At 32.0% G+C, this 17,720-nt stretch carries 22 protein-coding genes and 2 tRNA genes; 12 read left to right on the plus strand and 12 right to left on the minus strand.

Going from position 1 to position 17,720, the window contains the following annotated elements; genetic code table 11:
* Nucleotides 1–21: 21 nt before the first annotated feature.
* A complete protein-coding gene (locus K5783_RS08165; RefSeq protein ID WP_297473623.1) occupies nucleotides 22–915 on the minus strand; it encodes a PfkB family carbohydrate kinase in 894 nt (297 codons plus the stop codon).
* An 11-nt stretch (nucleotides 916–926) separates the two neighbouring features.
* Nucleotides 927–1,379 (minus strand): hypothetical protein, encoded by a 453-nt coding sequence (locus tag K5783_RS08170; protein ID WP_109877531.1) that lies wholly within the window; start codon nucleotides 1,377–1,379, stop codon nucleotides 927–929.
* A 131-nt stretch (nucleotides 1,380–1,510) separates the two neighbouring features.
* Between K5783_RS08170 and K5783_RS08175 the strand changes: the two genes are divergently transcribed.
* Nucleotides 1,511–1,996 (plus strand): hypothetical protein, encoded by a 486-nt coding sequence (locus K5783_RS08175; protein WP_297473625.1) that lies wholly within the window; start codon nucleotides 1,511–1,513, stop codon nucleotides 1,994–1,996.
* Nucleotides 1,997–2,194: 198 nt separating this feature from the next.
* Nucleotides 2,195–2,371 carry a hypothetical protein gene (locus tag K5783_RS08180; protein ID WP_297473627.1) on the plus strand — a complete coding sequence of 59 codons (177 nt, stop codon included), beginning with the start codon at nucleotides 2,195–2,197 and terminating at the stop codon, nucleotides 2,369–2,371.
* Here K5783_RS08180 and K5783_RS08185 read toward each other — a convergent pair.
* Together K5783_RS08185 and K5783_RS08190 are read right to left on the minus strand one after the other, a co-directional pair.
* Nucleotides 2,358–3,254 carry a hypothetical protein gene (locus tag K5783_RS08185; protein ID WP_297473628.1) on the minus strand — a complete coding sequence of 299 codons (897 nt, stop codon included), beginning with the start codon at nucleotides 3,252–3,254 and terminating at the stop codon, nucleotides 2,358–2,360. The two genes, K5783_RS08180 and K5783_RS08185, sit on opposite strands and share 14 nt — an antisense overlap.
* Entirely contained in the window at nucleotides 3,255–3,731 is a 477-nt protein-coding gene (locus K5783_RS08190) for a peptidylprolyl isomerase (protein ID WP_109877528.1), read from the minus strand.
* A gap of 248 nt (nucleotides 3,732–3,979) precedes the next feature.
* On the opposite strand from K5783_RS08190, the gene K5783_RS08195 reads away from it, so the two are divergent.
* Both K5783_RS08195 and K5783_RS08200 read left to right on the plus strand, forming a co-directional pair.
* Nucleotides 3,980–4,210, plus strand: coding sequence for a hypothetical protein (locus K5783_RS08195; protein ID WP_109877527.1), 231 nt, complete (start codon nucleotides 3,980–3,982; stop codon nucleotides 4,208–4,210).
* 85 nt (nucleotides 4,211–4,295) lie between these two features.
* Nucleotides 4,296–4,766, plus strand: coding sequence for a hypothetical protein (locus tag K5783_RS08200; protein ID WP_297473630.1), 471 nt, complete (start codon nucleotides 4,296–4,298; stop codon nucleotides 4,764–4,766).
* Between the two features lie 572 nt (nucleotides 4,767–5,338).
* Here K5783_RS08200 and K5783_RS08205 read toward each other — a convergent pair.
* From K5783_RS08205 to bluB, 3 genes are all read right to left on the minus strand, one after another.
* Nucleotides 5,339–5,863: an NADPH-dependent FMN reductase gene (locus K5783_RS08205; protein WP_297473632.1), complete on the minus strand. Its 525-nt coding sequence runs from the start codon at nucleotides 5,861–5,863 to the stop codon at nucleotides 5,339–5,341.
* Between the two features lie 51 nt (nucleotides 5,864–5,914).
* Nucleotides 5,915–6,007, minus strand: a tRNA-Arg gene (locus K5783_RS08210).
* 24 nt (nucleotides 6,008–6,031) lie between these two features.
* Nucleotides 6,032–6,742, minus strand: coding sequence for a 5,6-dimethylbenzimidazole synthase (bluB, locus tag K5783_RS08215; RefSeq protein WP_109877524.1), 711 nt, complete (start codon nucleotides 6,740–6,742; stop codon nucleotides 6,032–6,034).
* Nucleotides 6,743–6,809: 67 nt separating this feature from the next.
* Here bluB and K5783_RS08220 point away from each other — a divergent pair.
* Nucleotides 6,810–6,883 (plus strand) — tRNA-Val (locus K5783_RS08220).
* A gap of 2 nt (nucleotides 6,884–6,885) precedes the next feature.
* Here K5783_RS08220 and K5783_RS08225 read toward each other — a convergent pair.
* Nucleotides 6,886–7,380: a hypothetical protein gene (locus K5783_RS08225; RefSeq protein WP_297473634.1), complete on the minus strand. Its 495-nt coding sequence runs from the start codon at nucleotides 7,378–7,380 to the stop codon at nucleotides 6,886–6,888.
* Between the two features lie 81 nt (nucleotides 7,381–7,461).
* Between K5783_RS08225 and K5783_RS08230 the strand changes: the two genes are divergently transcribed.
* Nucleotides 7,462–7,959 (plus strand): CopD family protein, encoded by a 498-nt coding sequence (locus tag K5783_RS08230; protein WP_297473636.1) that lies wholly within the window; start codon nucleotides 7,462–7,464, stop codon nucleotides 7,957–7,959.
* On the opposite strand, the gene rtcA is transcribed toward K5783_RS08230, so the two are convergent.
* Nucleotides 7,939–8,964 carry an RNA 3'-terminal phosphate cyclase gene (rtcA, locus tag K5783_RS08235; protein WP_297473638.1) on the minus strand — a complete coding sequence of 342 codons (1,026 nt, stop codon included), beginning with the start codon at nucleotides 8,962–8,964 and terminating at the stop codon, nucleotides 7,939–7,941. The two genes, K5783_RS08230 and rtcA, sit on opposite strands and share 21 nt — an antisense overlap.
* A 63-nt stretch (nucleotides 8,965–9,027) precedes the next feature.
* Here rtcA and K5783_RS08240 point away from each other — a divergent pair, with 63 nt between their 5' ends.
* From K5783_RS08240 to K5783_RS08250, 3 genes are read left to right on the plus strand one after another with little or no spacing between them, the layout of a single operon-like run.
* Nucleotides 9,028–9,522: a nicotinamide-nucleotide adenylyltransferase gene (locus K5783_RS08240; RefSeq protein WP_297473640.1), complete on the plus strand. Its 495-nt coding sequence runs from the start codon at nucleotides 9,028–9,030 to the stop codon at nucleotides 9,520–9,522.
* A gap of 39 nt (nucleotides 9,523–9,561) precedes the next feature.
* Nucleotides 9,562–10,707 (plus strand): alanine--glyoxylate aminotransferase family protein, encoded by a 1,146-nt coding sequence (locus K5783_RS08245; RefSeq protein WP_297473641.1) that lies wholly within the window; start codon nucleotides 9,562–9,564, stop codon nucleotides 10,705–10,707.
* Between the two features lie 41 nt (nucleotides 10,708–10,748).
* Nucleotides 10,749–11,507 carry an FKBP-type peptidyl-prolyl cis-trans isomerase gene (locus K5783_RS08250; RefSeq protein ID WP_297473643.1) on the plus strand — a complete coding sequence of 253 codons (759 nt, stop codon included), beginning with the start codon at nucleotides 10,749–10,751 and terminating at the stop codon, nucleotides 11,505–11,507.
* Here K5783_RS08250 and K5783_RS08255 read toward each other — a convergent pair.
* Nucleotides 11,504–12,568 carry an NAD(P)-dependent glycerol-1-phosphate dehydrogenase gene (locus K5783_RS08255; RefSeq protein ID WP_297473645.1) on the minus strand — a complete coding sequence of 355 codons (1,065 nt, stop codon included), beginning with the start codon at nucleotides 12,566–12,568 and terminating at the stop codon, nucleotides 11,504–11,506. The genes K5783_RS08250 and K5783_RS08255 overlap by 4 nt on opposite strands.
* A gap of 76 nt (nucleotides 12,569–12,644) precedes the next feature.
* Between K5783_RS08255 and psmB the strand changes: the two genes are divergently transcribed.
* Together psmB and K5783_RS08265 are read left to right on the plus strand one after the other, a co-directional pair.
* On the plus strand, nucleotides 12,645–13,277 hold the full coding sequence (gene psmB / locus K5783_RS08260; protein ID WP_297473647.1) for an archaeal proteasome endopeptidase complex subunit beta: 633 nt from the start codon (nucleotides 12,645–12,647) through the stop codon (nucleotides 13,275–13,277).
* 7 nt (nucleotides 13,278–13,284) lie between these two features.
* Nucleotides 13,285–15,225, plus strand: a complete 1,941-nt coding sequence (locus K5783_RS08265; RefSeq protein ID WP_109877516.1) for a beta-CASP ribonuclease aCPSF1 — start codon at nucleotides 13,285–13,287, stop codon at nucleotides 15,223–15,225.
* Here K5783_RS08265 and sepF read toward each other — a convergent pair.
* Nucleotides 15,217–15,495: a cell division protein SepF gene (gene sepF, locus K5783_RS08270; RefSeq protein ID WP_109877515.1), complete on the minus strand. Its 279-nt coding sequence runs from the start codon at nucleotides 15,493–15,495 to the stop codon at nucleotides 15,217–15,219. The genes K5783_RS08265 and sepF overlap by 9 nt on opposite strands.
* 74 nt (nucleotides 15,496–15,569) lie before the next feature.
* Nucleotides 15,570–16,583: a tRNA (5-methylaminomethyl-2-thiouridylate)-methyltransferase gene (locus K5783_RS08275; protein WP_297473651.1), complete on the minus strand. Its 1,014-nt coding sequence runs from the start codon at nucleotides 16,581–16,583 to the stop codon at nucleotides 15,570–15,572.
* Nucleotides 16,584–16,654: 71 nt separating this feature from the next.
* Between K5783_RS08275 and K5783_RS08280 the strand changes: the two genes are divergently transcribed.
* Nucleotides 16,655–17,719 (plus strand): Xaa-Pro peptidase family protein, encoded by a 1,065-nt coding sequence (locus K5783_RS08280; protein WP_297473654.1) that lies wholly within the window; start codon nucleotides 16,655–16,657, stop codon nucleotides 17,717–17,719.
* Nucleotide 17,720: the final 1 nt, after the last annotated feature.

Genomic DNA, 17,720 nt, shown 5'->3' on the forward strand with positions numbered 1-17,720 from the left:
AATTATTGAACTTAAGTCTTTTTAGAAGCGGATCATTTTTTCATAAATTTTGACTCGTTTTGAAATATCCTCATTTTTGATCTTAAGTAATCCATCTAAACCATATTTTTCAACTGCAAAAGATCCTAATACATTTCCATAAACAACTGCTTTTTTTATTTCAGACATGCTAGTTGATTTCTTGCTTGCAAGATATCCTATCATTGCCCCTGCAAATGAATCTCCTGCTCCTGTAGGATCTACTACATCTTCTAATGAAAAACCTGCTGTTGGAAAAATCACATCATCATAAAACATCAAGGATCCATGCTCACCTTTTTTGATAATTACGTATTTTGCTCCCCAACTCATCATTTTTTTTGCACATTTAATCAAGTTGAATTCTTTAGTAAGGAGTTTAGCCTCTTCATCATTAATTACTACTGCATCAACAGCTTTTATCATTTTGATGACTGCATCTCGCTTGGTCGAAATCCAAAAATCTATAGTATCACACATTGAAAATTTTACTTTATCAAATTCTTTGATTAGTGATGTATTTTGTTCAGGATCATTATTTGCTAGATATACAAATTGAGATTTTCTATAATCTTCAGGTACAGCTGGTTTAAAGTCAGCTAATACATTTAATTCTGTTTTTAAAGTTGATCTAGTACTTAGTGTGTTATCATAACTTCCATCATAGCGAAACGTTTTACCTTCTTTGATAGTAAATCCTTGTAAATCCAAACGTTTGGATAAAATATCGTGGTGTCGTTTTGGAAAATCTTTACCAACTACTGCAATCAATCCTGTCTTTACAAAATTACTAGCTGAGATTGCAGCAAAAGTTGCTGCACCACCTAAAACATTTTTCAACGTTTTTTTTGGAGTTCTAATTGTATCTAATGCTGTAGAACCAAAAACAGTAAGCATTAACAAAGAAATTAATTTTGATGTATAAATTCTCTTGCTTGTTCTTCTGTTGGATAATAAACAAATGGGACATCAATAGATGTTATCCATAAATCATATTTTGTAATGCCAGTAATTTTTACTGATTCAGATTCTGCATTATCATTTGAATCTGTATGGAATGTGCCTTTTACATGACTACTATCTAATGGATACAATGTGAATGACTCTAGTTTACCTTTTCCTATCATTTCTTCATTTGAAATAACAAAGAATTCTGTTTCACCTGCAGTCATAATTAATAATGATGGATTCTTAAATTCTAATTCTATGTTATAGTTTGAAGTCTCATCATTTTGGTGTAATAATTCACTCTGAGAAACACTTACTCCTATTTGTGATGCAGAAGCATACTGTGAATATCCAAAAATACTCATTCCTAATACAAAGAGCACAAATAAACCGCCTTTTTTGGATGATTTCATGACTAGTAATTACAAAATTGCATTTTAACTAAAAAGGGAAAAAATACCAATAAATTGTGTAAAAGTTTTGATCTAATCTTTAAGCTCCTTAGAGCTAACAGAATAAATCAAAATTAAACGATAATTTTTTGTTGGCTAGAATTAAAGTAAAGATAGGTGAAAACGAAATTGAAGTCGATTCTAGAGATTTTTATGTTGATAATCAAACTTTAGGTGAAATAATTAACAGTATTTCAAATCATTTACCAGAAAACCAGGCAAAAATTGTTTACGAAACAGAACCAATTCCAAAATCATCTGAAATCAAACAAGATAGTCAATATGGTTTAGAATATTTGGATAATGCTGAAGTAAGTGAACCAGAATTTGATGAACCACAATACATTACTTCTAATGAAATCAAATCAAAATTAAGAATTTTAGAAACAAGTCGATTTTTTGATTCCCCAAGAACAGTGACCGAAACTGTTCAACAACTTAGAGAATATGGTTGGTCTGCTAGTCCTTTGGATGTCTCAAAAGCCTTGGCCAAGATGGCATCAAACAAAGAAATTATGAAAAATTCTTATGAAAATAGAACTCATTACTTTGTTGAAGAAACATTAGTTGCTAACTAGAATAATCACATTTTTCACAAATTGAAAAAGTTTCGCCATCTAAGTGATCAAAATGTGTATTACACTGATTGCATGTATGATGCATATCAAAATACCCATCCTTCTCAGTTTCACCTATTCTGTTAGATTCAAGATCAGTACCATTACATTTTATGCAATGACAGCCACATTCGATTTTCATCCGATATTCATGTATATATGAAATACCTATACAAATCATTGGAAAAGAAAAGAGAAATTCCTATAGAAATTGATGATCATTTCAAGCTTTTTGGAAAAGAACCGTGGGAAGTAGATTACGGTGAAAAATGCCCGGTTTGTGAGGTTAGAATCGATGAATATGGTTTTTGTTCATGTGGTTCTAGCGGAGATTAACTTTTCTAATTAATGGAGCAATAACAATTATCAAGAATCCTATTGCCAATGGAGCTATTATTGGAAATTCAGGAACCACAGTAGTTCCAATAATTGTCACTTCTCCTGTAGTTTCAGGTCTTATGTTAAGCCATACATGAGTTCCATTGTTGATATATTGATTAAAGTAAATTTTTTCATCATCAAGAAATACTGCATATGGTCCCCATAACAATTCTAATGGGATTATTGTAGTAACAAACCTATTCTTTTCAGAAACATCAAATGTAATGCTCTTTGTTGGTTGATCAAAAACAAATTCGTCTATATTTGAATGACTTCTAATCTCTACAAGAAATTCTTTATCTTCCCATTTTATGTTTTGATAAATTTTTGGTTCATTAATGGAATATTCCAAAATCATTTGACATCCATGACATGTTATCCCTTTTTTTTCATCAAGATATACTGGTCTTTCATTTGCAAATATCAAGTCAGCTTCTTCAGGTAAAATAAAAGAAGTTGTTTCAAGATATCTAAAACTCCATGTCCATACATTATCTTTTTTAGAAATTGCATGATCAAGATCATACTCTACAATAGAATTATTATCAGATGGAAAAATCAATATTCCTGCATTATTACCAATGACAGAGAATTGTTTTTCTTCTCCTTTTTCATTTGTTACTGATAAATTTGAAACTGTTCCGTAAATTAACTCAACTTGTTTTGGCAAATCGGTTTTACTGACAACATGCTTCACATGCACATCTCCTACTGAATTTATTACTATTTCAACAGATTTTTGTGAGGCTTTTTCACCAAACGAAATTTGAGCGTCAATTGTAGGAATAATTGAAATTATTAATAAAATTACTAAAAATCCAAAGATCTTGCTATTCATTTATTCCACAGTTACATGAACCATTTGTGCTTTTTCCAAAGGACAATCATTTCCGTCTCTTTGAAGATTCACGATTTTATCTGCAACATCCATGCCTTCTGTCACTTCTCCAAACACAGTATATTGCCTATCTAAAAATGCACTATCAGTGGTAACAATGAAAAACTGAGAACCCGCACTATCTGGATCTTGTGATCTAGCCATAGATACTATGCCTCGTAAATGCGATCTTGAATTAAATTCTGCCTTGATATTATATCCTGGTCCTCCCATTCCCCATGATCCTTTGTTATCCGTTTTTGTGTTGGGATCTCCTCCTTGTATCATAAATCCCGGAATGACTCTATGAAATAGAGTGCCATCATAGAATCCATCTTTAGCTAATTTTTCAAAATTTCTAACTGTCTCAGGTGCTAATTCAGGTAGAAGTTTAAATGCAATCTTTCCAAAATTTGTTTCAATATTTACATTGCTCAATATGGACTCTTTTATCGTCTTATCATAAGAGTCTTTTGTGAATTCTGATTTAAAAAATTAATTTAATATTTTAAGTATGTTGGAAAATTCATATCAATCAGTACGTTTTTCGTTGATAATTTTTTTAGGTGTGGACTTTGAAAAAAATAATAATTTTTTCAAAACAGAAAATCAGAATTTCTTATATGTTACTTTTTAGAATTTGAAAAGTTATAGTCTTATATAGAACAATTAAAGTTTAGAATCTGTTGAATCGTACAAACCAAAGCACGATAATTAAAGAAGCAATTAATTCTTATCTTGACAAAGGGGTAACGGACAAACAAGATATCTACACCAAAGTAGTTGATGAACTTGGTGTTCCAAGACCAACTGTAAGAAGAGTTGCAAGAGATCTACGAACTGAACTATTGCAAAAAATCCAAATCTTACAATCTGATATGCCCAAAGTATCTACAACCTCTGAAGAAGACGAATAAATTCGGCTCCTTTTTCTTTTTAATTATAATACCATTTTGTGGTATTCAGCATTACTGTTATAAATAATGAATTTTTTAAATCATCATGGGATATTTGGGCAATCATTTGGCCACAATTACCACTGGAATTTTTGCTGCGGTATTGACAGGACTTTGGCCATACTTTATAGACTTTGCACCAATTCTTAACTTCGTGTTCATCATGGCAGTGCCCATTACATGGTTTTTGACATTTACATGTTGGATATCACAAAAAAGTACTGATTATATGCATAAACACGCATCATCTCATGCTCAAACTGAAAAAAAAAGCTTGAGTAGCTCACAAACAATTCAAACAACAACCAGTGGTAATCAAGTTACTCTTTCAGAAATTAAACAAATTCAATCAGAATTATCTACAGAACTTAACAACCTAAAAGAATCTGTAAAACTAAAAGATGGTGAAATTGAAAGATTAAACCAAGAAATTTCTAATTTACAAACACTTGTTCAAATTGAATCATTAAAAACCGAATTGGCCAATTTGAAAATGCTAGCGTCTAAAAGAAAATAAAATTCCAAGATCTAATTTTTACAATGAGAGCATTCTATACCGTGATTTTCCTTACAACCAGGGCAACTAACAGCTCCTCCATAATGACATTTACAAGAACACAATTCAGTAGGATCCTTTTTCAAACTTAGCAATATACATATGATGATGTTATTATTTGATTCTTCTGTTTTTAAGACAAATCAATTAAAAATCTCTAATTCAAATTATTAAATCTCTGAAAACCTATTTTACAAATATTACATTCCATATGTTAATCATTTATTTCTGATATGAATCAATTTTTAGAAACAAATGAACAATTCAAGAGAAATAAATTATAATTTTTCAAAATCTCTAACTTCAAATTCATATATCCTAAAATAATTAGTTACAAAATAATCACTAATAGAAAATACACTTTCATTTTGATAATTTTTCAAAATTCAAATTTTTTGAATATTTTATTTGTAATTTAAAATATTTGTACACCAATTTTGTCAAAACTTATTGAAATATTGTAGAAAAATTCGCAATTAAAAATTATATTATAAAATCATTTTTTGATAATAACTATTCTATAAAATCTAATCCTATCGTAATTTAGATCCCATCTCTAAAGTTTCATCCACCATCTCTTTTAGTCTATTTTGTGCATCTGCATCTAGCATGTTATTTTCCTTAACTGAATCTGTAGTTAAAAATACCGCCTTTGGATTCGTTATTACTCTAAAATATGATAATAACTGAGTTATCGATGTCTGAACGTCTATAAAACCAATACTTCCAGAAGCTAAAATTGTCATTCCTGCAACTTTTCCAGCCGTTTTTTTATAATTGATATATTCAAATAAATTTTTCAATGACGAACTAAAAAATGAATTATAGATTGGTGATCCAATTAACCACACATCTGCATCCATTATGTCATTTGCTGCGGTCTTTGTAGCTTCATTATATTCTTCATCTGGTCCTCTGTAACATTCAATCTGACCTTCTGATAAATTAATTAATTTTGTTTCTTGATTTTTTGATTTTGTATAATCATAAACATATTTCATAACAATTTGTGTATTAGCATTCTTTCTTGGACTGCCAGAAATAACTACAACCTTCATGTATCAAGAAATTTGTTTCTGTATTTAAGTTTCCATTAATTTTTAATTAAGCGGGCTTGGAGGGCTTCGATCCCTCGACCTGTAACTTAGGAGGCTACTGCGCTATCCATGTTGCGCGTCAAATTGACTCTGCGCCACAAGCCCAGCAAAAAAAATACTCTTAATTATTTAAGCGTAATCAAGATTATCCTTGATCATTTTTTGAATATTTTTCCAATTGTTATTTTCTTTATCATTCCATTTTTCAAAATATACAACATCTTTCAATTCTAGTCTTGGTAACCATCCAGCAGTTTCAAGATCTGGTTTTTCTGCAAAATCATCAACATAACCTAAACACAAGTATGCAACAGGAATTACATGTTCGGGCAACTCTAAAACTTCTTTTAGAGTTTCATTTGATAGTATGCTTACCCAACCAAGGCCTACTCCTTCAGTTCTTGCTGATAACCATAAATTCTGAATTGCACAGCACACACTGTAAAGACCTGCCTCAGGAATACTTGATCTACCAATAACAAATGGTCCAAATTTTGTGGGATCATATGTTACACACAAATTTACGGGAGATTCTGAAATTCCCTCTAACTTGAATGAAAGATATTTTGATCTTTTCGGCTCTTCAATCAATTGTGATGAACGTTTTTTTTCATCCTGAAAAGATTCTTTTATTTTCTTTTTTGTTTGATCATCTTTAATTAAAATAAAATTCCATGGTTGTGAAAACCCAACTGATGGAGCATGATGTGCAGCATGAAGAATTTTTGATAAAATCTCATCTTCTATAGGTTTGGAGGTAAAATGAGATCTTACATCTCGTCTTGAATAAATTGCCTTATAGAAGCCTCGTTTTTCATCTTCGGTAAAATCATCTGTCAATATATTTCTCCTTTATTCTTCTTTTGTTAAACGTTAATAATGTCAATCTTTAGTTTTGTACTTCATTGGGCCGGTAGTCTAGCTGGTTAGGATACCGCCTCGACACGGCGGTGATCGTGAGTTCGAATCTCACTCGGCCCATTTTAATAACCAGTTTTGAATTCTTTCTGTGCTTCGCTCCAAGAAGATTGAGTAGTGATACTTCCTTCAGCACTAAAACTAGTGATTTTATTATCTATTATTGCTTCATAAATTTCTGTATTAACATCGTCCTTACTTAAAACAAATGTATTTTTCAAAGGAATTTCGGCACCTGAACTAAACAGCGCCCTTCCAGGCAATGCAATATCTGCCGTAGAATAAATTCCAGAACCTAATAATGTTTCATCCCCATAAAGATTGTATTCTATTACTGAAACTGTAAATGTTTTATCACTTGGATTTTTTACTAGAAATGTCACTTCAAATTTTGCTTGATTATTTATTGAACTAACATCTATCAATTCTACATTTGTTAATTCAATCTCAACTTGATCAAGATCTACATTATCAAGACTAGCGTAATAAACAATTCCTCCCATTAATCCTAAAACTCCAACTACTGCTGCATAAACTGTCATCTTGCTTTGAAGAGCCATTCCACTGTCTCAGATTATAGATAACTAAAAAACGTTATCAAGATCCAAATACATAATATTTAATCAGAAATATCATTATCTATGACTGCCTTAGAACAAGCAATTCTTACATGGATACATCTTGTTTCAGCTGCAATATGGGTAGGTGGTTCACTTTTCATTGGAATTGTTTTTTCTCCACTTCTAAAAACTATGACTAGTTCTCTTGAAGAAAGAATGCAAATTATGATTCGTGTAGGAAGACGATTTAACAAAATTGCTGTTCCCTCATTAATTATTTTGATGGCTACTGGATTATACAGTTCGCATATGTTACTTGGTAAACCTGATTTACTTGCTGCAACAAGCTATGGAACATTTCTTGTTATTAAAATAATTCTTGTTATTGCGTTAATAATTACATATGCAATACATGTTAGAGTAATTCGTAAAGACATTGAAGAAAAAATAATGTCAAACCAAATGCCTGAATCTCAAATTCAAAAATTAAGAAAAAAAATTATTATTCTTGGAGAAATTACTGTAGTGTTGTCAGTGGCAATTTTATTTTTTGCATCTTTACTTGATGCTGGAGTTTGATATTCCCTCGATAATTACTTCAAAACCATTAGTTAACTTCCCGACCCCATATTTACAACCTGTAATTTTTGACGTCACAAACAAATTTGTCTCCAAATGTTTTGTAATGTCTTTTATCAAAAATGTAGTTTTTCTAGGACCTAGGCTTGCAGGAACTACAAGCATATCTGCTAAATTTTCATCCACGCTTTGTAAATTATTAATAAATTTATCAAAATCCAAATCAAAACTTTGTGTTTTTTTATTAAATAATGAATCTACTCCAATAATGGAATTTTCATCAATACTGTAAATTAATAATGATGCACCCGAATCTATTGCATCTTCATTTTTAGTTTCTGTTTCTACATTAAAATTTTCATCTGATAACTTTTTTTTGATTCGTTTAATTTCATTTCTAATTATTTCAATCGGGATTTTTGAGAATGTACAAATTAATTTTACATTATTTGTTTTTCTTTTTGAAAATAATATTGATTTCAAACGAGAAGGATATACTTGTAATTTTACTTCTCCACCTCCTTTGGGATAATAACCTCGTTTAATTAATTGAAGAGAAAATTCTATACCCATTCTTGAATATGCTTCTTTTAGAATATGCTGTGTATACTCAAAAGAAGGGCTCCACGGAACATCTGTGCCTCCCTTAATTGTTAAACTTAATTTTTTTTGGGATATTGCAACTACCGGAATTAGTACTTGTAAAATTAAAGTAATACTTCCAGCAGTACCTATATCTTCACTTAATTCTAAATTATCAAGATCTCTTGGAATGAATTTTAATTCTGTAGAACCTATTTCTGCTCCAATTACTTTTGCATTTGAAATTTTTTGAAGAATTTTAACAGCTGTTAGATGTTGTGGTCTTAATCCAGGAACTTTTCTGTTTTTTCTTATATTTTCTAAATGAATTGATTGTTTTGTAATGCATGCAAGTGTAATTGCAGAACGTATTATTTGGCCTCCTCCTTCACCAAATTCTCCATTAATTTTCAAAAAACTCATAGTTTTTTTCACCAAGTACTCTTTATGATACTTTTTTTACAAAGAAATTTTCTATATTTCTGTATGAATGGATTGTTAATAGGACGTTTCCAACCTTTCCATTTGGGTCATCTTGAGGCATTACGATTTGCATTATCTAAAGTGGATAGATTATGGATAGGTTTGGGTAGCTCAAACAAGCCTACAGAAAAAAGCAATCCATTTTCTGCCGAAGAACGAAAAGAAATGATTCTTTCATCAATTAATGATTCTATGAAAAAGAGAATTTCAATTTATTTTATTCCTGATTTGGATAATCATGTTAAATGGATTGAGAAAATAGATACTATTGTACCTAAATTTGATATAGTTTTTTCTAATGATGAATTAACAAATCATCTGTATTCTAAAAGAACCGTCAAAGTAGTTCCAATTCCATTTTTGAAAAGAAATGAATTATCTGGAACCAATATTAGAGATTTGATAATTAGCGATCAAAAATGGGATCATCTTGTTCCTGAAGGGACAAAAAATTTTTTGATAAACACTAGTGCCAATGATCGTTTAAAAAATCTCTAATTATAAATAAACCCCATAACACACTGTGATAGATAACATATGGAATATCTTTCAATGCTCCCAGGTCCAACAAATGTACCTAATAGAGTAATGAGAGCAATGCTTGCACCTATTATTAATCACAGAAGTGATGATTTTGTTGAATTATACACTGATGTAGTAGGAAAAACTCAACAAGTATTTGAAACACAAAATGATATTGTTGCTTTATCTGCATCTGGAACTGGTGCTGTTGAAGCTGGTGTTGTAAATTTGGTTAAAAAAGATGATAAAATCATAATTCCTGTAAATGGAGAATTTAGTAATAGATTAGCACAACTAATTGAAGGACAAGGAGCTAATGTTGTTAAACTACAAACTCCGCCTGGAGAAAATGCAACTTTTGATCAAGTAAAAGAAGCATTTGATAATAATAAAGATGTTAAAGCATTCTATGTTGTTCACAATGAAACTTCTACTGGTACAATGGTAAATTATCTTGATAAAGTATCTGATTTGACATCTAGAAATGATGCATTCTATGTTGTAGATTCTGTTTCATTGCTTGGTGGTGCTCAATTACCAGTGGATAAATGGAATATTGATGTATGTATGACTGGTGCACAAAAAGCAATTGCAGCTCCGCCAGGTATTTCACCAATATCTGTTAGTGCTAAAGCCAAAAAATACATGATAGAAAATCCACCATCTACAATGTATTTCAATCTAGCTAGATATTTCAAATATTATGATGAAGAGAAACATACTCCTTTCACACCTGCACTTCCCTTACTTTATGCATATAGAGAAGCATTGTCAATAATGCTAGAAGAGGGATTACAAAATGTCTTTAATCGCCATAAAATTTGTTCAGATGCATTATACTCTGGATTAAGTGCAATGGGTCTTACTCCATTTGCAAAAGAAGAAGACCGTTCAATTTCAATTGTTGCATTAAATTACTTGGAAGGACTTGAAGACAAAACTTTCAGAAATACACTAGCTGATAAATTCAAAGTGTTAGTTGCAGGCGGATTTGGTAATCTTAAAGGTAAAGTGTTTCGAGTTGGATGTATGGGAGAAGTTAGTCCATATCATGTAATGAGAACCATCTCTGCAATTTCATCTACATTAGCAATGATGGGATATGATGTAGATGCTCAAGCAGGACTAAAAACTGCGGAAGAAAAACTGAAAGCTCTCTAAATCCTGTTAACTTAATATAAGGAAATTCGAGACCGATCACATTGACTTTCGATAAAGGATCATTAATTTTAGTAGACTATACTGCAAAAGTAAAAGACACTGAAGAAATATTTGATACCACTATTGAAGAAGATGCAAAAAAACATTCTATCTATGAAGAAAATGTAAAATATCAACCAAAATTGGTTTCAATTGGAGAAGTTAGTTATCCTGTTCTAAAAGGATTAGATGAAGCACTTGCAAAAACATCAGCTGGTGACAAACTAACAGTTGAAGTTACACCTGACAAAGGTTTCGGTGAAAGAGATTCTGGAAAAGTTAGAATGATTCCACTTAGAAAACTAGGTGAAGATGCAGAGAAAGTCTCCGTTGGTGATACAATAGAAGTTGATAATAAAAGAGGAATTATCCGTTTTATTGGATCTGGTAGAGTGCAAATAGACTACAACCACAGATACGCAGGAAAAACTATCTTATTTGATGTAAATGTAATAAAGTCTCTTGATTCTCCAAATGACAAAATTGATGGAATTCTTAAAAACAGATTACCTGTTGAAGATACAAAAATTTCATTTGTCTTAAAGGATAAAGAAGTGAACATCACAATTCCTGAAGAAATTTTACGTGCTGATGGATTACAAATCATGAAACATTTCATTCAATTAGATATTTTCAAGTTTGTTCCAACATTGGAAAAAGTGAACTTCATTGAAACCCATATAAACAAACAAACTCAGGCGAAGAATCCAGAAAAAACTCCTGAAAAAATAGAAAAAACACCTGAACAAAAAACAGCTTAAATTACTTTAGTACTCTTTGCAAGATTCATTGCTTTTCTTTCTGTCATTTCAATCTCTTTGAGAATTGTGTATCTCTCAGGTCTTAATTCTTGTGCAATTATTAGTGCATCAATGATTTGTTCTTCTTTCAAACCGATTTGTCTTGCAGTTGTAGGAGCACCAAGATCTTTGAGAGCCTTTGCAATTTTTCTCCAATCCTGTCCTTGAAGTTTTGAAATCATGATTGAACCCAATCCACATTTTTCGCCATGTAATCCTTTTCCTGGTGCAATCTTATCTAATGCATGAGAAAAAAGATGCTCTGCACCAGAACATGGTCTACTGCTACCTGCAATACATGATGCAACTCCTGCACTAATCAGAGCTTCTACAATCACTCTTGCATCTAATCCATTTTTGGCATATTTCCTTGAATTTTCTATCACAATATTTGCACTCATTAATGCTAAATCTGCTGAATATCTACCATAATATTCACCAGTTTTTTCATGACCTAATTGCCAATCCTTTACTGCAATTATGTTTGCAATCAAATCACCGCATCCACTTGAAAGCAATCTGGTAGGTGCTTTTTTTATAATATCAATATCTACAAAAACTCCCAAAGGTGCGCTGGCAACAATTGAATGTGGTTTATCTGTTTTTACTGAAACAAATGGGCTTGCCATTCCGTCATGTGATGCTGCAGTTGGTACGCTGACAAATGGAATGTCTAAATTAAAAGAAACCATTTTTGCAGCATCTACAGAGCGACCTCCTCCAATTCCAGCAACTATATCGGAATGATCTTTTTTGACATCTTTTTCAATTTTTTTTAGACTAGAAATTTGATTATCTTTTGATAAATGCCATACGAATTGAATTTTTTTTGATTTTAGTGATTTTTCAATTTTTTCTTTAAGAATTTTTTTTACATGACTTCCTGAAATCAGTGATACTTTCTTTGGTTTAGTGAGGTTATGGAGAAAACCCCCAAATTCAGAGATATTTTTTTCACCTACAACAATTTGTCTTGGCAATTCCATAGTATGTGATTGCATGCGATCCTGATTTTTTGTCATTATTTATGATTTCAAGTGATCAAAAAGTTATTTAAAAGGGTGAGATGCCATTCACTTTATCTTAAAAGGTGTATTTTTGTCAAATAATGTTGAAGAAAAAATTCTGCACGGGACTACCACTGTAGGTATCAAGGCTAAAGACGGCGTTGTCTTATGTGCTGATATGAGAGCCAGTGCAGGCTATTTTATTGCAAATAACAATACCATGAAAATCCAAAAAATTGACTTACATGCAGGATTGACTCTCGCTGGTGGCGTTGCAGATGCTCAAAACATTGTTGATATTTTACGTTATCATGCAAATCTTCACAGAGTTGAAAAACAAGGCCCAATTTCTATTCATTCACTTTCTAGACTTTGTTCATTGATATTTCATCAAAATAGAGGCTATCCATTTATGGCTGACATTTTAGTTGGTGGTTATGATGCAAATGGTCCTGCTTTATTTAATATTGATATGTTTGGTTCAGTTGAAGAAAAATCATATGTTACAACTGGTAGCGGCTCACCAGTAGCTTATGGTTTGCTTGAAGAAGAATATAGAGAAGATCTCACAGTTGAAGAAGCTAAAAAAATAGCTCTACGAGCTGTTAAAGCCGCAATTGTTAGAAACATTGGAACAGGCGATGGAATTAACATCGCAATAATGGATAAAGACGGATTCCGTCTTTTGACCGATGAACAAAAGAAAGCAGTTATCGAACTTTAGTGATTTAATGCAAAGAAAACAACAACAAAAAGAATTACCTCCTAGTAGCCAGAATATAATGGCAACCATACTGCAAAGTATACCAAAAGAGGCAAGTGTAACAAAAATCGAATACGAAGGACCACGAATTGCTCTTTATACAAATGCTCCTAGATATCTTATGGAAAATAATGAAACAATTTCAAACCTTGTAAATATTATCAAAAAAAGGATTGTTGTAAGAACTGATGAGTCAATTAGAAAACCTGAAGATGAAGCTAGACGAATTATAGCAGAATGTGTTCCAGAAGAAGCAAAACTACAAGGAACAATCTTTGATACTGCAACCGGCGAAGTTTCAGTTGAAGCAAAGAGACCATGGTTACTACAAAGAAACGCAAAAGAGTTCAATCATGCTGAAGTCACCGAAAAAATGGGCTGGAAATTGCGTATTAGAAAAGCAACTACTATACCTTCAAGAACAATTCAAACAATCAATGCAACTCTGAAGCAATCTTCTGCTGAGAGAAGCAAACAACTCAAACAAGTAGGAGATGAAATTTTTAGACCTAGGCTGTCTCAAAGAACTGAAGTTTCACTTTATACTTTAGGTGGATTTGGCCAAGTTGGAAGATCCTCCTTATTACTATCTACTCCCGAAAGTAAGATCTTAATTGATTGTGGAATTAATCCTGGTGCTCGCTCTCCAATGGATGCTTTTCCTAGACTGGATTCTCTAGATATTACCCTTGATGATCTTGATGCAATAGTAATTGGACATGCACACTTGGATCATACAGGATTTTTACCGGCTTTATGCAAATATGGCTATAAAGGTCCAATCTATTGTACTGAACCAACTCTTCCTATGATGAATCTCATTCAATTAGATGCAATCAAAGTAGCTTCTGCTCAAGGCAGAACTCCAATTTATTCAGAAAGAGATGTAAAACAAATAATGAGACAGACTATCACTCTACCTTATGGAACTGTAACTGATATTTCTCCTGATATCAAATTAGTTCTGGCAAATGCAGGCCATATACTTGGTTCTGCTTTATGTCATTTTCATATTGGAAATGGTGATCATAACTTTGTTTATTCCGGTGATATCAAATTTGGAAAAAGTATTTTGTTTGAAGCTGCTAGTTGGAATTTCCCAAGAGTAGAAACATTATTGATTGAAAGTACATACGGACTAAAAGAAGACATACAACCAACCAGACAAGAGGTAGAATCCGCTTTCATTAATGCAGTTAACAATACATTAGCTGATGGAGGCAAAGTTCTAATTCCAATTCCTGCTGTTGGACGTGCCCAAGAGATAATGATGGTAATTGATCATTATATGAAATCAGGAGAAATGATTGAAGCTCCAGTATTTACAGAAGGAATGATCTCTGAGGCATCTGCAATTCATGAATCATATCCCGAATATCTTGCAAAAGAACTAAAACAAAAGATCTTAGAGACTGATGACAATCCATTTGATTCAGAATATTTCACTAATATTGAACACGGAGATGCAAGAGAGGAACCAATGAGAGAAAATTCACCATGTATTATTTTAGCAACATCAGGAATGCTAGAAGGTGGACCTGTTTTAGAATATTTCAAAAATATTGCACCTGACAAGAAAAATAAAGTATTATTTGTTTCATATCAAGTTAATGGAACTTTAGGAAGAAGAGTTCTTGATGGCTCCAAACAAGCAACTATGTTGGGAAAAGAAGGTAAAGTTGAAGTTGTTACAATCAATTGTGGTGTAGAAAAACTAGATGGTTTCAGTGGTCATAGTGATTATAATCAATTAATGTCATTTGTACAAAGGTTGAGACCAAAACTTCGAAGAGTCCTTGTTAATCACGGAGAACGCAAGAAATCAGAAAATCTTGCAATGAATATTAGGCGAATGTACAGAGTGCCTGCCCATTATCCTCAAATTCAAGAAGCAATTAAATTATTTTAAATCGTATTCTGGTTTCCAAATTTTTATGTTAGATGGAGCAACAATAATTCTTTCTTCTCCCAATCTTGCAATATCTGCATCAGCAGCTTTTGCAATAGAATACAATTCTTCAACAACCTTTCTTAGTTGCTCTACATCTTTCTGAGCTAATGGTGTAACTCTCAAAATCAAAATCATTTCTTTTTTGATGTCTTCTTTTATGGAATGAACATCACTGATGTCTCTAATGGTTATAGCCTTTAGATATGTGGGGCTTTCTTGCTTTTGCATCCTTATTGAAAATGGCGATCTACTCCCTCAAAAACTCTTCCTTAGTTCTAACTAATTTTTAAAAAAATTCACGCCTACATTCTGAATTTAATATAGGATTGCTCTTCTGCACATTGGGAATTAATTTCCTCAGTTAAATTCTCATTTTTCACAGTTACAATACAATCTTGATTTTTTGGCGCGTCTGAATATCTTAGTGTTACAGATGCTGCGAATTCTACATGATCTTTTGCATTTTTGCCACGTAAAATTGAAATGGGTCCTAGATGATCTTTGGCTTCAAGCAAAATATCTCCTGGTAATGCAATTGCTTTGATCATTTCATTTTCATCTTTGTTTCTTCCAACAACGAATTTTGTTTCTTCATCTAATCTAAAATGTCTTCCAATTTTCAACAAATCAATATCGTTGATTGTTGGAGTTTCAACATGTTCAAACAAATCCTTAGCTTTAATTCCAAATTGTGGTTCTGTTAACAAACAACCTCCACCTGCATTAGGTGGATTTTCAATTCCATATTTTTTTGCCATTTCTAATTGATTTCTTCTTGTTCTACCTTTTATCATTCCAAGATTTTCTCTTTTGATCAATCCTTCTTTTTCAGGATCTGTTTCTGGAAGTAATCCCGCAGAAAGTGGTCTTACTATTTTTCCAATCAATCCTGATTCTTTTTCAATAATTCTTAATGCAGGTGCGTGTTGACTCATTGGACGTTGTCCTAAAACTTCTCCGGATATGATAAATTCTGCACCGATCTCCTCCATGTGTTTTTTTGCAGCATCAAACATCATAGTTCTACAATCAACACATGGATTAAAACCCGCACCAATTCCATGTTTTGGGTGTTTTAACATCTCAATGTATTCATCACCAAGATAAACCGTCTTTAAATTAACATTTAGATCATCAGCTCTTTCTCTAATTTCAAAACCACACCCTCTTCCACAATCAAAATCACAAAAAGGAGTCTTTATTGCAACAGCTGAAACATCAAATCCTTGCTCTTGCATCATACGCACTGCAAGCTGGCTATCTAGACCTCCAGATAACAAAGCAACTACTTTTTTCTTTTCTTTTTCTTCTGTCACAGCGATCAAACTTAATTTTCCATATACAAACTTTACATCATACATAAATTGAGAATGTGTGATATTTTTGTATGAAGCAACGAAGAAAAAATCTTTTAAAATTCGCTCAAAAAATTGATTGTGATACACTAGTTACATTTGAGCCTGAAAATCTGTTCTATATGACTGGCTTTTGGGGAGAAGCAATAGGGTTGCTAGAGAAAAATGGTAAAACTACGATAATTGCTCCAGAATTAGAAGTAGGTAGAGCACAAGAAGAATCTGAAGACTGTGATGTAATCACAGCAGAAAGAGGCACTGGTTTGATATCCTCTTTAATTGAAAAAATCAAAAAAAATCAAGTTTGTACTGATTGCCAAAATTACTCTGTTATGATGTCTCTGAAAAAATCCATTCCAAAGATTACATCATCTACAGAACCATTTTATGATTCACGTATAATCAAAGACGAAAAAGAAATCCAAATTCTCAAAAAAGCATCTAAAATAATAGATGAAATGTTCAATCTATGCTCAAAAAAGATGAAAGTAGGTCAAAAGGAATCCGAATTGCAAACAATTCTGATGACATATGCAATGGAACAAGAAATGTTTGACACTGGTTACAAATCTACATTAAATCCTCTGATAATAGCTGGAGGTCCAAATGGTGCACTTCCTCATGCACAAGTAACACAAAGAAAATTCAAAAACGGTGATTTGATAGTGACTGATCTTACTTTACGATACAAAGGATATGTTTCTGATGCGACTAGAACATTTGCAATTGGGAAAATTTCACAACAAGCAAATGAAGCATATGAAATTGTCAAGGAATCACAAAAACTTGGCATTAAAGCTGTAAAACCTAATGCATACTGTAAAGATGTTGATTTTGCTTGTAGAAAATACATTGAAGAAAAAAATTATGGTCAATACTTTATTCATTCTACTGGTCATGGAATTGGATTAGAAGTTCATGAGCTTCCAACAATTTCTTACAGAAGTGAAACAAAATTACAAAAGAATATGGCAATTACTGTTGAACCTGGAATATATATTAAAAATAAATTCGGAATTCGTATAGAAGATTCATTGATAGTAAATGAAAAACCAATTGTAATGCATAAATTTACTAAAGATTTAGTACAAATTTGAG

Source organism: Nitrosopumilus sp., assembly GCF_025699125.1.
Classification (GTDB): Archaea; Thermoproteota; Nitrososphaeria; order Nitrososphaerales; family Nitrosopumilaceae; genus Nitrosopumilus.

What these genes read in the sequence shown, in the direction of transcription:
- K5783_RS08165 (WP_297473623.1), bottom strand. Translation starts at nt 915, where the DNA reads ATGCTTACTGTTTTTGGTTCTACAGCATTAGATACAATTAGAACTCCA.
- K5783_RS08170 (WP_109877531.1), bottom strand. Translation starts at nt 1,379, where the DNA reads ATGAAATCATCCAAAAAAGGCGGTTTATTTGTGCTCTTTGTATTAGGA.
- K5783_RS08180 (WP_297473627.1), top strand. Translation starts at nt 2,195, where the DNA reads ATGAAATACCTATACAAATCATTGGAAAAGAAAAGAGAAATTCCTATA.
- K5783_RS08185 (WP_297473628.1), bottom strand. Translation starts at nt 3,254, where the DNA reads ATGAATAGCAAGATCTTTGGATTTTTAGTAATTTTATTAATAATTTCA.
- K5783_RS08200 (WP_297473630.1), top strand. Translation starts at nt 4,296, where the DNA reads ATGGGATATTTGGGCAATCATTTGGCCACAATTACCACTGGAATTTTT.
- K5783_RS08205 (WP_297473632.1), bottom strand. Translation starts at nt 5,863, where the DNA reads ATGAAGGTTGTAGTTATTTCTGGCAGTCCAAGAAAGAATGCTAATACA.
- K5783_RS08225 (WP_297473634.1), bottom strand. Translation starts at nt 7,380, where the DNA reads ATGGCTCTTCAAAGCAAGATGACAGTTTATGCAGCAGTAGTTGGAGTT.
- K5783_RS08230 (WP_297473636.1), top strand. Translation starts at nt 7,462, where the DNA reads ATGACTGCCTTAGAACAAGCAATTCTTACATGGATACATCTTGTTTCA.
- rtcA (WP_297473638.1), bottom strand. Translation starts at nt 8,964, where the DNA reads ATGAGTTTTTTGAAAATTAATGGAGAATTTGGTGAAGGAGGAGGCCAA.
- K5783_RS08240 (WP_297473640.1), top strand. Translation starts at nt 9,028, where the DNA reads ATGAATGGATTGTTAATAGGACGTTTCCAACCTTTCCATTTGGGTCAT.
- K5783_RS08245 (WP_297473641.1), top strand. Translation starts at nt 9,562, where the DNA reads ATGGAATATCTTTCAATGCTCCCAGGTCCAACAAATGTACCTAATAGA.
- K5783_RS08255 (WP_297473645.1), bottom strand. Translation starts at nt 12,568, where the DNA reads ATGACAAAAAATCAGGATCGCATGCAATCACATACTATGGAATTGCCA.
- K5783_RS08265 (WP_109877516.1), top strand. Translation starts at nt 13,285, where the DNA reads ATGCAAAGAAAACAACAACAAAAAGAATTACCTCCTAGTAGCCAGAAT.
- sepF (WP_109877515.1), bottom strand. Translation starts at nt 15,495, where the DNA reads ATGCAAAAGCAAGAAAGCCCCACATATCTAAAGGCTATAACCATTAGA.
- K5783_RS08280 (WP_297473654.1), top strand. Translation starts at nt 16,655, where the DNA reads ATGAAGCAACGAAGAAAAAATCTTTTAAAATTCGCTCAAAAAATTGAT.